Origin of the sequence: Sphingomonas echinoides ATCC 14820 (assembly GCF_000241465.1) — a bacterium.
Classification (GTDB): Bacteria; Pseudomonadota; Alphaproteobacteria; order Sphingomonadales; family Sphingomonadaceae; genus Sphingomonas; species Sphingomonas echinoides.
The window spans coordinates 220,071-234,002 of record NZ_JH584235.1 but is presented as its reverse complement, the minus strand read 5'-3'; the positions used below and the strand labels follow the sequence as shown (position 1 = coordinate 234,002).

Sequence of the window (13,932 nt, the reverse complement as noted above, 5' to 3'; positions counted from 1 at the left end):
CACGTGTCCGACTGGACCTGGGCAGCCGCGTCACGACGCGGCACCGCCCACGCACAGGCAGGTGAGCGCCGTCAGGATGCATGCCGCGTCCTGACGGCGCCGCCCGGATTCCTGATCGCCGCCGCGTGTGACGGCGCTGGTAGCGCGGTGCTCGGCGGATACGGCGCCGCAATCACAGCGCGCGTCATGACCAGCCGGGCCAAGGACTGGATGTCGAACGCGGGCGTCATTCCGAACCCGGCGATGATCGAGCTCTGGGTCGCCGAGGTCAGGCTGATGATAATTGTGGCGGCTGATCGCCGTAGTTGCTCGCCAGCCAATTTCGCGACAACACTGGTGCTGGCGATCAGCGATGGGGCGAACACGATTACGGCGCACATCGGCGACGGAGCCATCACTGCCAGAGCTATCGACGACGCGGCACTCATCGAGCTGAGCTGGCCCAGTAACGGTGAATATGCTTCGACCACCTATTTCATCACCGACACCAATCCGCGCCTGCGCATCGGCGTTGCCGGCGACCTTCACATCGATCGCCTCGCGTTGCTGACCGACGGGCTCGAGCAGCTGGCGCTGGATTTCGTCAATCGTACCGCCCACCCGCCCTTCTTCGGCGGGCTGTTCAAAACGGTCACGGCAGGTGAGATCAGCGATCATAACCAGTCGCTGTCAAGCAGGCTAGCAGCATTCCTCGACTCTGACAGCGTGAATGCCCGCACCGACGACGACAAGACCCTTATCCTGGCAGCATTCGGATAACAGCCGGATGACGACGCCGATCGTACTGTGCGGCAGCGTCCCCTTTCCCATTGCGGGCCGCATCGGGCGTGGCGGCGAAGGCGAGATCTACGCGGCCGCCGATGGTTCGGGACGCGCAGTCAAAGTCTACATGGCGCCCGATGCCGCGCGCGAGGCCAAGGTCCGCGATATCATCGCCCGCGGTCTCGGTGCAACGTGCTCGAACGTGACGTTCCCGCTAGAGATCGTCCGCACCGCCGACGGACATTTTGCCGGTTTTACGATGCGGCGGGTGATCAGTCATCAGCCGATCCACGAACTGATCACCACCGCGTCTCGCCGCGAGCATTTCCCGAAAGCCGATTACAGATTTTTGGTGCACGTCGCGCTCAACGTTGCGCGAATCGTGGCAAACGTGCACGCAGCGGGCGTCGTGATCGGCGACATCAATAGCGCCGGCTTTCTCGTCGCGCAGAACGGTACCGTCGTGCTGATCGACGCCGACAGCTTTCAGATCGGTAAGCACCGCTGCCGCGTCGGCATGCCCGACTTCACGCCGCCCGAACTCCAGGGCATGCCATTCGGCGCGATGGATCGCACAGCCGATCACGACGCGTTCGGCCTTGCCGTTATCCTGTTCCAGCTTCTTGCCCTGGGTCGCCATCCCTACGCTGGTGTAGTGCGCGGCCGGCCGGTTCCGCTCGAGCAAGCGATCGTCCAGGGCCGGTTCGCCTATTCGCTGCTGCGGACCGTTGGTGCGACGCCACCCCCTGGCGCACTCAGGCTGGATGATCTGCCACGCTCGATTCGGCTCCTTTTCGAGGGGGCATTTGCCGGTCGCAGGCGCTCGAGACCCAGCGCCGCCGCATGGATCAACGCGCTTGGTGGCCTCGCGACGAGCCTGACGCCCTGCCCGCGCATCTCGAATCACTACGTGCCACAAGAATATGCGTCGTGCCCGTGGTGCCGTATCGAGCGTGAGACCGGGCGGCCAATTTTTCCGGGTGGGGTGACGACGACCAACCCTGGTCGACCGGTGCAGTCATCAAAGGTAGGCGACGCTGTCGCCGAGGCGATCAAATATGCCAAGCGTCACGCCGGCGAAGCAGTGATGCCTATATGGTCGCGACAGGACATGCCGCCGAGCAAAGGGGCTAGAAAGGCGCTGGCCGCGGTGGCGGGCAGAACCGATCTACTGCTGTCGGGAGTCACGCAAAAGTTCATCGAGCGCAACGATTCCGCGCAACTGGCGGCAACCCGAGCGCTGGACGAGTGGCGCTCGCGGCTCGGCATTTGGGATATCGCCAAGCTGATTGACCAGGTGCGCAGATATGGCGCTCAGATTGGTCGTATCCGCACTGCCAGATCAGCGGTCGTCGCACGGACGGCCGCACGGATGACGGGCCGGATGGCGACAGACATCATGGCGCGCGAAACGATCCATCAGGCAAAGGTCCCCAGTATCGGTTCGGCTCTTCGCACCCACCTCGCCACCCATGGGATTACGAGCGCGGCGGATGTATCCCGCCCTGCCCTCACCGCTATCGGCGGCATTGGCGAAGCACGAATCGTATCACTGCTGTTCTGGCGCGAAGAAATCGCGGTGCGGGCGGAGCAGGCCGCACGTTCGGCAGACCGAGATAAAGTGTTTGCCAGCGCTGAAGCGGCGGTCGGGCAGCATGAGCGGCAACTCGAACTTCGAGCGCAGGCCCTGCTTACCGACCTTGAGACCAAGGTTGCGCGTGTTCGAAAATCAGTGTGGCTCCTCGACCGGGACGTTGAAGCGGCCCTGGCGGCGCGCGATCAGGCCGCGGCCGACATGACGCAACTCGGGATCGCCGGCCACGTCCGGCGGAACATCTTCATCGGCACATTGCCCGCGCCGAGGCCCGCGAAAGTCAAAAAAAGGAAGGCTGGAAAGAAGCGAGCGGCCAGGACGTGTCCGCGTTGCGGGTCGTCGATGGTTAAGCGCTGGGGACCGGCCGTCAACGGAAAGCCCGTGCCGTTCCTGGGCTGCAGCGCCTACCCCAATTGCCATGGCACGAGCACCATCCGGAGGAAGGGCACGCCATGAGCGGCGATGCAGGCCCCGACTCGCCCTCGCCCGGTGACACTCGGCGGATGCAATTGGCACGCAGCAAGGCGCGGCGCGAGATTGGAGTAGCCGAGAAGCGCTATGCCGACCGTGCGCGCGAAATTTTCCGGCAGGAGATCGGCGCGACGGTTCGGTCGGTATCTCCGTTTCTGATCGCACTGCTGGCGAGCGATGGCCTCGAGTTCGACGATGTGATCGAAACGATCGAGCCAGGTTATGGGTGGCCACGTCGACCCCGGCTGTCGTCGCGATGTAACAGGTCGTCGTGGGGGAAGCATATTCTTCGCCATATCGTCGCAGGTTTGCGACCAGCGTGGCCAGACACGCAGTTGATGCACGGGACCAGCGTCGACCTGTCGAATTACGGGTCCGCCAAAATACGTATCGATGCCCATTCGATCGAGGTCCGCGTCCGTCTGAAGACGGTCACATTTGATACCTGCTTCGGGTTGCTGCGGATCGAGCTGGGCCGTCCAATCCCAGAAACGATGGCGATTGGCTTTATCGGTCGGCTGGTGGAGGAAGTCGTGGACCACGCCTCGGTTCGAGGATCGGGCTGGCGTGTGGCGGCGGTCGACCAGACCAGTGGCGGCTCCGTGTTGATCGTCGAAACCGGGTCGACCGCATACCGGCTACCGTGGGCGCGATGACACCCTTGGCAGCATGTTGGTTGGGTCAGCGAGCCGAACTGTCCCAACGTCCCGCGCTTGCCATCGTCGATGGAAACAAGCTTCTGAGTTCGGTCTGTTGGAGCGCAACCCGCAGGCTCGCGCGTATCAGGCGTCGCTGCGCGCGGGTGGGCTTGCGATCATAGTCGAGATCGCAGGGCCGACCTGCGAGCATCGCACGGGTCAAACGCTGTGCCTTCCTAGCTAGCATGACGGCGATGAACGTGGCGGTCACGGCGACAAGCATGGGCGGGAGCCATCGTGCGAGGCCATAAATCAGACCGATCGAGAGCGCAGCGACAATCATCTTTTTTCCTTTCAATACCGAGTTCTGCCCTCACTGCCGTTTCAACCTTCACTTCGTGGTCGCGCGATCAGAACGGTATGGCCTCCCCGATCTCGCCCGATGCTAAATCGATGTCGTGAAACACGTCGTGCAACCGCAGGACAAGGGTTCCTTCGGAACGACGCTCGACCCAGCGAACCCTGGCGGCGCATGGCATCGACATGTCGATGATCTCGTCCAGCCGGCGACCTACGAGGCCATCTGCAATCGCATTGGGCAGGGGAAGATTCCGGAGCGTCACCTCCTCGTCACGAAACTGGACCTGTTCGTGCGCTATCTGCCAAGCCTTGATCGTCCCGTCCGACCAATAGAGACGCGACACGAGTTGCCGGCCCCGCGAGATCGGCAAGACGACATCGGTCGCCAACCGCTGCGAGAGGCGCCGCAGGACGGCGATGCTCCCACCGGGCGCGGCCACCAGGATGGTGGCTGCCAACCCTTCGACACAGAGCGCGCCGCCTTGCTTCAGCCGCTTTGCTTTCGCGACATGCGCGCGCACCGCTTCTTGCATCGCCGCTTGCGCCTGCACCTTGCCAGGCACGAGCCGGTGTTCGACACCCGGACGCAGCGCCGCGTCAAAGGTTTGCAGGCCGATATAGAGGGTGAGTTTTTCGGGTATCGTCTCGCCCGTAAAGTCCACCACCTCGAATGGCCTCGACCAGAAGTCGACGAGGGTCAGGCCGGCAGCATCCGTCCCGGCAAGTGCCACCTCGGTTTCGAACGTCGTTTTCGCCGATCTCGCCCGCCGCGCAAGCGACGAGCGCTGGCTCCAGAAGATTTCCATCGCATAAGCCATCAACTTGACGATCAGGTCGAAGGCGTCGTGCGGCAGCTGGTTGATCGGCCGCTCGATCGGCACATTGAGCGACACCCCGCCAGCTGCAGCGCACGGCGCGAAGTGGAGCGAGTACGCGTCAACCGAGCCCTCCTCGATGATGACCACGGGCGTGCCCAGCCCGCGACACGCTTGCCCTTCCGTCTCATGCTTCAGTTCGGCCAAAAACCTGTCGAGGTTCGGGCCGACTTGCGATGCCGGCGCTTCATGCTCGCGGTGCATGCCGCCCCAGACATCCACCATGACGTAATGCTGGTCGCCGACCGTCACGAGGCCGTGATCGATCCAGCGGGCCTTGGTGCCGAACGGAAGCACAACGACCTTGGTTACCCCTCCGCGCAACAGATCTGCTACTGCCGTCATCCCCGCCACCAATGCCGCGTCGGGTATCCGTGTCGCGGCTTCCGGGGTCACCTCAGCCTGCACTGCATCAGCTGCAATCAGACTCGCGGCGGCGTCGGCCAGCGACTGGCCGTTACCAGCATCGGTCACGGGGTCGATCCGCCGCAGCCGACGACGAAACTCGGCTTCCAGCGAACTGAGTGGCTTGGGATTGGTCATGGTAATTCTCCTGGACTAAGGTTTCACGTCCAGGATCGAGCCCGAACTACCAGCTTATAGGGGCGACCGGCTCCAGGTCGTACCGGTTTGTGCCTTGTGTGGACTTTCGCACGCGCCAACGAAGGCTGGCCAAGCCGCCCCTGGGCTTTAGGCTAGGCCGCGAGAGTGTAGCTACGCGGAGCAATGCCGCTGTACGCCCACCATTTTTCGGCGAGCGCTTTGCGCGCTTTTTCGCTGCGCAACCAGTTCTGCCGCACGCGACCAAGATCGGGCCGCGCGGCGTCGAACGCGCGCATGGTGATCAGCAGATGGCAGTGCGGCAGGACTTCCAGGCGCTCGCCATCGGCTTCACGCTGATGGATCGCCCAGTCGGTCACCATGCCTTGCGCGACGAGGTGATCTTCGCAGAAACCTTCGATCATGTTGCGCCAACCGGCGACACTCTCACCGATCGGCAGCGATCCGACCGCATGGGCGCAAACCGGCTCGTCCGGGCGGATGACGGCGGCGTGCGCGTCGGCCTGATCCCACAATCCGATGCCATCCAACGCAGGATGATTGGCGCGCGCAGGCGCGCAACGACCGCTTGCCACCAAGTCGTCGCGGATTGACCAGTCCGGCGTCGGCCCGACCAAATCCACCCCGTACTGACGATTGATGTATAGGTATGAGGCGCGCGCAGTACGATGCGCGCGCAACAGTTCCGGTGTGTACCGTCCGCTATGCTGTTGGACGGCGTAGCGGATATTGAACGGACGATCATGGTAAAGGCTGAACATAGACTTCTCCTTGGGGGGTGATGCCGCACAGGACGGCGATCCACGCGGGTGACCCCGCGGGATTTCGTGAATTTGCTGAGAACTGTGGATTGGCGTCAGCCGCGGTGGCGTTGATACCAAGTAATGTCGCGCACGGTCGGATTACGACACCCGGCATGCTCAGCGAGCCAGAGGCGCTCATCCTCGGCCGCATTGCTGGTAACCTCTTTCCACCAGCGGCGGATTTTCTGGTCCCACTTATAACCACGGACTTTCAGTCGGTCTTTCACCTCGAACGGTGCGTGATCGGCAATGATGCGGACGGTTGGGCGTTGCGCTGAGAGGATCATTTCGCTGCACGCGGTTCGCCCCGACGGCAGCATCGCCGTCAGCAGCGCAACCAAGGCCGCGACATCGGCGTCCGCACGATGTCGACCGTTGAAAAATCCGGCGACTTCACCGAGCAGGGCACCAAGTTGACGGCCTTCATAACCCAACCCTCGCCAATCCACGTCGGTGAGCGAGCAACACCAGGCCTGTCCGGCGAGGCTGGAATAGCGTTGCTCGATCCAGGCCGCGTCGAATCTCGCATTGTGCGCGACGATCAGATCGGCGCTCGACAGCAACTCGATTATCCTGGCATCGTCGATGCGTTGGCCGGCCAGGTCGTGGTCGCTTAGCCCGGTCAGCTTGACGATCTCGGGTGGCAGCGGATGGCCGGGATCTTCCAGCCAATCGTTGAGCGGACCGATCGCAACGATCCGCCCGCGGCCATCGAACGTGACGCGGCAGATGGCGAGTTCGATGATGGTGCCGGTTGCAGGGTCGAGCGACGTGGTCTCGGTATCGATGATCGCGGCGGTACGAAGCCGTCCTTCGGGCGCCGGGAGCGGCAGCAGATCGAGCGGCGGTAGCGACCGCAGCACGCGATAATCGGGATGAGCCTCGAGCAACGCGGCGGCGCTCTCGGTGTCGGGCGACAGCCATTGCGGCATGATGTCGTCTCCTTGAAACGACAAGACCCCGCCGAAGCGGGGTCTTGTCGATGTTCATGATGGTGGCGGCAGCGATCAAACGTAGGACTGGCCGTCCTCGAACGTCACCCACTTGGCCTCGGTGTCGCCGGCGTCGCGTTTGGCGCGGTACTCGCGATAGAAACTCGCAAACGACGCTGCGCGGTGGAACGGTCGAGACGCCAGGAACGGCTTCAACCCGGGATGATCAGCTTCCAGTTCCATCAGCCGCTCGCGCAGCGGCAATAGCGTCTCGAAGAACGCGTCGGGCTCGGCGCTTTGAAAGGATGCGAAATGCGCCCACAGCACCAACCGCGACACGGCAGCGGTCAGCGCGACATCCTCGACGGCTACGGGTGCGTTACGATTCCACCATCGGCCGACGTCCATATCAGGCACGAGGTTGGCGGGGATACCAAGCCGGCGGCACAATGCCGATTCGTCATGCCGCTCGCCGAGCATGGCAGCAGGATCGATGGCCCCCTGCCCTTTCGCCAGCGCGCCGAGCCTGGGCTCGGCGAAAAAGCGCCGCGATGCTGCCTCGGTGGTCAGCACGTCACGATCGCTGTCGGCGATGATCGTGGGCGCTCCACCAACCAGAGCATCATCAATCAGCACCGGGAGCGGCCATTCGAGGTCGCGAGCGTCCGACACGGATTTGACGATCGCGTCGCGATGGCCGTCACCACGCCTGGTAATGGTGATGATCGCCGCCGCGACCGGCTTGCGCGCCAGCGATGTATTCGGCGGCATGTCGTCGACCGGCACACACGCCAGCCCGACCGCTTGGATGATTGGCGGTACTAATGGTGATTGCATCACAGACCTCCTTGCAAGGAGGACCAGGAAGCCAAGAGCTGAATATCAACTCTTTTCCTCTACTTCCCAATCCTCACTGCAATTTCAGTCTGCCCTGCTGTTCCAAGCGCCCTTCGATGGTCGCGGCCATCACTGCGACCGGCCGCCCTTTTCCACGATCTACTCGAAGGAAACCTTCGAGTATTGGTGCAGTGGGCCGCAGCCCTTTTCCACGCCGCGGCGACAATGAAGACGTTGGCCGCGACACAAGCGGTCCGTTTTTGCGGTCTAATTCAAGAGGGAATGGCAACCTAAGTCACTGTATCGAAACGGTACAATCGTTAACCAGCCTTCGGTCTTGCCGATCGCTGTGCGATAATCGAAAGAAACGAGGCACCAGGCGTCGTTTGACGGCGCACGGCCCAATCCCGATCCACGCGGAGCGTCGCGCAGGGTGAGGCGGTCGTCGAGATTCATCGATGCGTGTCGCTAGGCGCCCGGTATGCGCGATCGAGACGAGAGGAGCACCGTCTCGAGTTCCACCATGTGAATTGGTGGGATTGTCTTGAACGGCCGCCGGGAGCCGTTCGCTGACAGGAATGTCTCCTCATGATTTCGTTAGCAAAACTGCCCGTCGGCACGTTCGACGTCTATCGCCATGTCCCCGTCGTTCGCGCTGCATCGACGCGACCTGATACTGTCCCGCCGGCGGAGACGCTCGTCCAAGTCCAACCCAATGTCGGCAAGAGTGGCGGTAAACGCGGCCAGCGAAAGTCGAAGACCGATTATCGGGCGCGGGACGTCCTGCTCGATCAATACTATACCCGCCCTGGCGTCGCGAAACACTTCTACGGGACCTTCAGACAGCATTTTGATCCAGCTCGATACCTGATGATCGAGCCGTCCGCCGGCACGGGGTCGTTCTACAAACTATTGCCCCCCGGTAGCCTCGCCTATGATATCGACCCGAAATACCCCGGTATCATCAAGGCCGACTTCCTGACGGTCCACATCAAAAGCAGCCGGCCGCGTGCCATCATCGGCAACCCGCCGTTTGGCAAGAACGCCAGCATGGCGGTCAAGTTCTTCAATCACGCGGCACGGCAGGCTGATGTCATTGCGCTGATCGTGCCGCGGTCGTTCCGAAAGGCGTCGATCGAAAATCGCCTCGATCGGTATTTTCACCTGGTTCGCGAAGAAGTAGTGCCGGACAACGCATTCCTGTTTCGCGGCAAACCGTATAACGTACCGGCGATCTTTCAGATCTGGGAACGCCGTTCCGAACCGCGGCAGCTGAGGCCCGTCGAAACCCGGCACCCGGACTTCGAGTTCACCACGCCGGAGCGCGCCGATTTTGTGATCCAGCGAGTGGGCGCGCGAGCCGGCCGAGTTCATCGCGATTTCTCGCGGAGCCCGAACTCGCACTATTTCATCAAGGCCGTCGCGCCCGGGGTCGAAGCGATCATGAGAAAGCTCGACTTTGCCAGCGTCGCCGGAAACGTCGCCGGCAATCCGAGCTTGTCGCGGTCGGAAATTGTGGCGCTTTACCGTCAGCAGATGCCGTGAAGTAGCTCACCACCCGCCACCCTGGCGAACGATGCGGCCGGCATTCGAGTGGATGTCGGCCGCCTTCGCGCCCAAAGCCTCGGATTCTTCGATGAGTTTGATCGCCGGCCCAATCGGCAAGCTGTCGAAACAGCAAACATAGGTACGTTGCCGACAACCTCGAAACCTGCTCGTACCTCAGGGATGTCCGACTCCGAGCAAATTATCGCCGACGTCGTCAGGCGCGCCCCCGACTGGATGCGGCGTGACCTATTGTCCGACGATCATGTCGTAAAGGCCGCAGCAGAAGAAGCCCTGAGCGCGATGATTGCGAATGCTCTGGCGGACAAGCGCACCTAGATCGACGGCGGTTTTTGGGCCGCTTCCTGCTAGTCCGGTTTCAGTCAGCGAAGCGGCAAATCCGACATTGGGCGTGCAACGCCAGACTCCCTAACTGCAAATAAAACCGACAATAGGCGCCCCTGTGAGCCTCGTGAAAGCAGACCACTTCACAGGCCTACCCGTCCAGATCCCCCCAGTCATCATCTGCCTCATCTTCATCGTAATTGTAGAACATGTAGCGGCCGTAGCGGGGTGAGTAGTTCCGATGCTGCAACTTATGATGCCCGTTCGAGATCGCGATCACCGTGGCCGCAATGACCGCGTCGCCATCTTCGCGTTGAATGTCCTTCACCTGCACGAGGCTGGCCACGGATTGGCGGCCGGCGAGCCAAGTCGACCACGCGGACATAGAGGTCGCCTCCCATCGATCGAAGGAGTATCTCAACTCAACATTGTTGGCGCGGCGGGAACCCTGCATCGCCTCGCCTTGGCCCTTCTTGCGATCCGTCAGCCCCTTGAACGTGTGCGCCCCTTGGACGAGCAGAAAGTCGCCCGCCGCCAGCAGCGCATGCACATTGGATCGATCGAGAAGGTCCGAGAAGTTGACTACGCGGATTCGCTTGAGCACCTCTTCCAATACACCGCGGACGTAATGGTAGAGGGTCTGCCCTTCCGCTCCATCGTACATGTAGGATATGCGCGAATTTCGAGGCAGAATATGCCCAGCGGCGTCGATCAGTCGCAACCGACGCGCGCCGTTGAATCCGTCAATTTCTTTGAACCGAAGCTGGAGTTGCTTCGCGAGTTCAAACAGCCTCAAATGATTGAAATATAGCCAGGCATCATAGTCTAACCTCGACGCTTGGAGGATCGCCGAAAGATCGGAGTGTCTGCACACTTCTTCCCACTCTGCCTTGAACGAGCGGAGGGCGTCAGCATCGAGGTTCCTGGATAAAGTGCTCCGGATATGGGCTTTCTCGTGATGCTCTAGGCAGAGGACGGCTAGATTTGGGGCGCTGTGATCGCGGCTTGTTTCCCATGGGATGATATGGTGCAGGATGATGCCACGTTCGGAATTCCGGCAGACGCAGCATGTGAAGCGGTTCGCGAAAAGCACCTGCATGAGCGTCGGGATGGGGATGGCTGGCCTGGCACCCTTCACAATCTGAGAGATGATGACCTCGCCCAACCCCAGTGCTGTTAAGTCCGCCTCCGTGGAGGCCCTGAGCTTGCTGACCGTCCACCCGTCAGCGACGAGTTGTTGAGCGCGGACGGTGTCCACTCCCCGACTGACCAAGGCTGCCTGCGTTCGGTTCATGTCGGCGCCCCTAATAGCCGTACTTGCTCTTGCGATCGCGAAACGCCTTTTCGCCGCCTTCCATGGTGGCGGTGATCGTCGAGCAGACATCCGCCCTATCGATGGCGCCGCCGCAGTGAATTTGCCGCTTGCCGCTGTCCGACAGGCCCATGCTCACGACCAGCTCGGACGAGCCATTTACGACGATGTTGGCATTGTGGCTCGCAAAGATGATCTGGCGGCGCTGTTTGGCGTCGTGCAGCTTCTCCGTGACGGCAGAAATCACCTTGTTGTCCAGATCGCCTTCCGGTTGATCCACGATCAGCGGACCGCCCGGTTGCTCCAATAGCATGAGCAACAATGCGGCAGCGCGCTGTCCCTCCGACGCCTGCTCGAACGAGATCTTCCGGTCATCGTCGCAATAGGATAGCGCGATGTCGGGTTGCGGTGTCGCGGTTGCAATGGCCTCGACACGTGGAACATCCATGAGATCGAGACACATCGCGAGCGTCTTCTCCGTGCCGCCGATGGTTCGGGACAGCGTTGAATAGGAGGGTTGCTCGCCGGCGATGTTCGAACCGACATATTTGTACCGCAGGGCAGCGAGACATTCCGTCCGCAAGGCATCGAGGAATCCCCAGGGCGAAGCCGCCGTAATCTGTTCGGTGACTTGGGTCTGGCGGCTTTCCGCCTGTGAGCCGGACTTCGCGCTGAGCTGGTCAACGGCCTCTCGAATATCGGACCAGCCGCCGTCGACATGAAGATCGGCACTGATGCGCCCGCCCGAGAGCGTTTCGATCTGGTGAGCCCAGTCTGCCGTTTTCTCGCCGCGCGCGGTCACGGCGGCTTTGAGGGCGTTCATGGCACGCGACAGCGCACCAAACTTCTCGTCTGGCGAGGTCATCGCGACCTGTACGGTGCCGATCTTCTCCACCAGCGCCTTTAATTCGTTCTGGAGATTGTCGATCTGGGTGGTGACGGACCGATGCTCGATCAGCTTCTCCATCACATTATCACGGCTCGACTTTGAGGTGGCTATGGTCGTTGCTAGCTTCTCGTGCGCGCCGTCCATCTCGGTGCGAATGGCGCCCAGCCCTTTGCCCAGCGCTTCGACACCGGCCTGAAACTCGGCGTTGAAGCGCGTGTATAAATCCCGAAACTCGGCCGCTTCGGGCAGATCGGATGCGAGATCGACGGGCTGCCGAGACGTGCGCCACAGCTCGGTCAGCTCATCCATGACGGCCGCGACCTGCGCCGAAGCTTGGGAACGGCGGCCGTCATATTCGGCCAGGCTATCGTAACGTCCGACGATCTTCTTATCGTCATCTGACTGCGCCGGGAGAGTTTTTCTAAGCGCCGCAATGCGCTGTTCGAGCGCGCCTTTGGCGGTCGTCAGCTTGTGCAGTTCCTGTTGTGTGGACCATGCCTCGACGAGGGACTGGAGGGCGCCACGTACCGCAAGCTTTGCAGCTTCGAGATCTGCCAAAAGGCGGTCGTCTTCAAGCTTGAACTCGGGTTCGACGAATTGCAAAAGATCTGAAAGCTGCGCGCGCTTCCCCGCCTGCTTGCCGATTTCGGAAAGCTCGCCCTGACTATAGACGACCGCGGGAAACAGAGAGCGCAGCTCCTTGGTCGATAGCTCTTGGATCGAGCCGTCAGGGTAAGTGACCTGTGGTTGGTAGCTATTCCCGCCAGTCCGCGTGATCTTGAATTGAGCACCGTCCTGAAGAACGTCCAGCTCGACGCCCGCACCCGCGCTGACGATGGTGTCCTTGATGAGCGCGGCGTTGCGGTCGCTGCCGCTATATTCGGTCTTCTTCAGGTCGAAGCAGCTTCGACCCAGACCGAATGCGACATATTCGAGATAGCTGCTCTTTCCGCTGCCACGGCCACCAATGAAGGCGTTCTGTTCAGGGCTGAACAGCAGGCTCGCGTCGGTAAGGATTGTGGAGCCGGTGAGGCGGATCGCGGAGACGCTGAGGTTCGATACGGATGGACGACCGACCGAAATGCGCGATTGATAGCCTAGGAAGGCTTGGCGAATAGCTTCGGCAGTAGGCGCGGCGAGCTTGATCCAACAATTGTTCGTGCCAACGTTGGCTAGATCGGCCGAGCGCGCATCGGAGGTCGGCAAGGGATATATGTAGCGATCGCCCCACATGGGATCGGTGCCCGAGAGCCGGGTCCGGTTCGATTGTTGTAGGGTGTCGACCGTCTGGCCGTTGTCGAGATATCCCCCGACATAGGGCATCGTTTTGAAGTCCGCGTGAGCCCCGTCGCGCAGGACGGTGTGCCGGCCGCCTTGCGATACGTTCGGCAGCACGATGTAGCGGCCGACCAGCTTCTGGACCGTGTCCAATTCGCTGGCGATTTCGGGGTAGGAGCAGGTGAGCTGCGTGACGCGCGGCGCTTTGATCGCCTTGTCGTCGAGATCCGCAACAACGATGCCCAGCTTCCCCAACGCCTCCCGTCGCCAATCCTCCGATAGATCGGCGTCGAACAGGATGAGACATTGGACGCCGCCCCGGGCGGTGAGTTCCATTCCGGGGAACAGCCACAGATCGAATGAAGGGTCGCCTGCCTTGCGGCGCGCTATCGCCTCTTGGACATAAGGCACCATAACCATTTCGTGATGATCGGTGAGCCCAATGGCCTCCAGGCCTCGCGCGACGCAGCCATCGACGAATGAATCTGCCCAAATCTGGCGTTCACGGTCGACATCAACCGCGGTTGCTGGCTGACCATTCAAGTCCTCGCCGAGGCCTATGGGTCGCGCGCCCGACCAGTTCGGGTCTCGCGGCGAGTGCAACTGAAAATCACATTTACGCCAATACGCAAAACTCATATAAGCCCCCTGCGCGCTAGCCAATGCTGCGAGTTGGCTATCCCCGAGCTGTTCATGGCAAAGTTGAATGCAGAACGATGCAACAGCTTTA

At 61.6% G+C, this 13,932-nt stretch carries 12 protein-coding genes; 5 read left to right on the top strand and 7 right to left on the bottom strand.

The genetic code is table 11. The features are described 5' to 3' along the window. Nucleotides 1-3 precede the first annotated feature (3 nt). The 3 genes from ON00_RS00855 to ON00_RS00845 are packed head-to-tail and all read left to right on the top strand — an operon-like array spanning nt 4 to nt 3,483. Nucleotides 4-759 carry a PP2C family serine/threonine-protein phosphatase gene (locus ON00_RS00855; RefSeq protein ID WP_010402517.1) on the top strand — a complete coding sequence of 252 codons (756 nt, stop codon included), beginning with the start codon at nt 4-6 and terminating at the stop codon, nt 757-759. A gap of 7 nt (nt 760-766) precedes the next feature. Beyond that, complete coding sequence (locus tag ON00_RS19750; RefSeq protein ID WP_010402514.1) at nt 767-2,812, top strand: topoisomerase DNA-binding C4 zinc finger domain-containing protein; 2,046 nt, start codon at nt 767-769, stop codon at nt 2,810-2,812. Between the two features lie 53 nt (nt 2,813-2,865). Further along, the gene (locus ON00_RS00845) at nt 2,866-3,483 is read left to right on the top strand and encodes a hypothetical protein (RefSeq protein WP_211207096.1); all 618 of its coding nucleotides are present in this window, start codon (nt 2,866-2,868) and stop codon (nt 3,481-3,483) included. Between the two features lie 25 nt (nt 3,484-3,508). Here ON00_RS00845 and ON00_RS00840 read toward each other — a convergent pair whose 3' ends face one another. The 5 genes from ON00_RS00840 to ON00_RS00820 form a co-directional block, all read right to left on the bottom strand. Beyond that, nucleotides 3,509-3,808: a hypothetical protein gene (locus tag ON00_RS00840; protein WP_010402512.1), complete on the bottom strand. Its 300-nt coding sequence runs from the start codon at nt 3,806-3,808 to the stop codon at nt 3,509-3,511. 67 nt (nt 3,809-3,875) lie between these two features. Further along, nucleotides 3,876-5,243 (bottom strand): hypothetical protein, encoded by a 1,368-nt coding sequence (locus ON00_RS00835; protein WP_010402511.1) that lies wholly within the window; start codon nt 5,241-5,243, stop codon nt 3,876-3,878. Nucleotides 5,244-5,395: 152 nt separating this feature from the next. Then, complete coding sequence (locus ON00_RS00830) at nt 5,396-5,878, bottom strand: MobA/MobL family protein (RefSeq protein ID WP_245535511.1); 483 nt, start codon at nt 5,876-5,878, stop codon at nt 5,396-5,398. A 239-nt stretch (nt 5,879-6,117) separates the two neighbouring features. Next, nucleotides 6,118-6,996, bottom strand: a complete 879-nt coding sequence (locus tag ON00_RS00825) for a 3'-5' exonuclease (protein WP_010402507.1) — start codon at nt 6,994-6,996, stop codon at nt 6,118-6,120. Between the two features lie 75 nt (nt 6,997-7,071). Next, entirely contained in the window at nt 7,072-7,782 is a 711-nt protein-coding gene (locus ON00_RS00820; protein WP_154651250.1) for a hypothetical protein, read from the bottom strand. Nucleotides 7,783-8,421: 639 nt separating this feature from the next. Between ON00_RS00820 and ON00_RS00815 the strand changes: the two genes are divergently transcribed. Next, nucleotides 8,422-9,378: an SAM-dependent methyltransferase gene (locus tag ON00_RS00815; protein ID WP_010402503.1), complete on the top strand. Its 957-nt coding sequence runs from the start codon at nt 8,422-8,424 to the stop codon at nt 9,376-9,378. Nucleotides 9,379-9,561: 183 nt separating this feature from the next. Next, complete coding sequence (locus tag ON00_RS21010) at nt 9,562-9,717, top strand: hypothetical protein (RefSeq protein WP_010402500.1); 156 nt, start codon at nt 9,562-9,564, stop codon at nt 9,715-9,717. A 157-nt stretch (nt 9,718-9,874) separates the two neighbouring features. Here the strand turns inward: ON00_RS21010 and ON00_RS00810 are convergent, their stop codons facing one another. Together ON00_RS00810 and ON00_RS00805 are read right to left on the bottom strand one after the other, a co-directional pair. Next, nucleotides 9,875-11,017: an HNH endonuclease signature motif containing protein gene (locus tag ON00_RS00810; protein WP_010402498.1), complete on the bottom strand. Its 1,143-nt coding sequence runs from the start codon at nt 11,015-11,017 to the stop codon at nt 9,875-9,877. A gap of 10 nt (nt 11,018-11,027) precedes the next feature. Then, complete coding sequence (locus ON00_RS00805) at nt 11,028-13,841, bottom strand: TrlF family AAA-like ATPase (RefSeq protein WP_211207095.1); 2,814 nt, start codon at nt 13,839-13,841, stop codon at nt 11,028-11,030. Nucleotides 13,842-13,932 lie beyond the last annotated feature (91 nt).

Excerpts from the sequence above, each read along its gene's own strand:
- ON00_RS00805 (WP_211207095.1), bottom strand. The coding sequence starts at position 13,841 with ATGAGTTTTGCGTATTGGCGTAAATGTGATTTTCAGTTGCACTCGCCG.
- ON00_RS00840 (WP_010402512.1), bottom strand. The coding sequence starts at position 3,808 with ATGATTGTCGCTGCGCTCTCGATCGGTCTGATTTATGGCCTCGCACGA.
- ON00_RS00835 (WP_010402511.1), bottom strand. The coding sequence starts at position 5,243 with ATGACCAATCCCAAGCCACTCAGTTCGCTGGAAGCCGAGTTTCGTCGT.
- ON00_RS00810 (WP_010402498.1), bottom strand. The coding sequence starts at position 11,017 with ATGAACCGAACGCAGGCAGCCTTGGTCAGTCGGGGAGTGGACACCGTC.
- ON00_RS19750 (WP_010402514.1), top strand. The coding sequence starts at position 767 with ATGACGACGCCGATCGTACTGTGCGGCAGCGTCCCCTTTCCCATTGCG.
- ON00_RS21010 (WP_010402500.1), top strand. The coding sequence starts at position 9,562 with ATGTCCGACTCCGAGCAAATTATCGCCGACGTCGTCAGGCGCGCCCCC.
- ON00_RS00825 (WP_010402507.1), bottom strand. The coding sequence starts at position 6,996 with ATGCCGCAATGGCTGTCGCCCGACACCGAGAGCGCCGCCGCGTTGCTC.
- ON00_RS00815 (WP_010402503.1), top strand. The coding sequence starts at position 8,422 with ATGATTTCGTTAGCAAAACTGCCCGTCGGCACGTTCGACGTCTATCGC.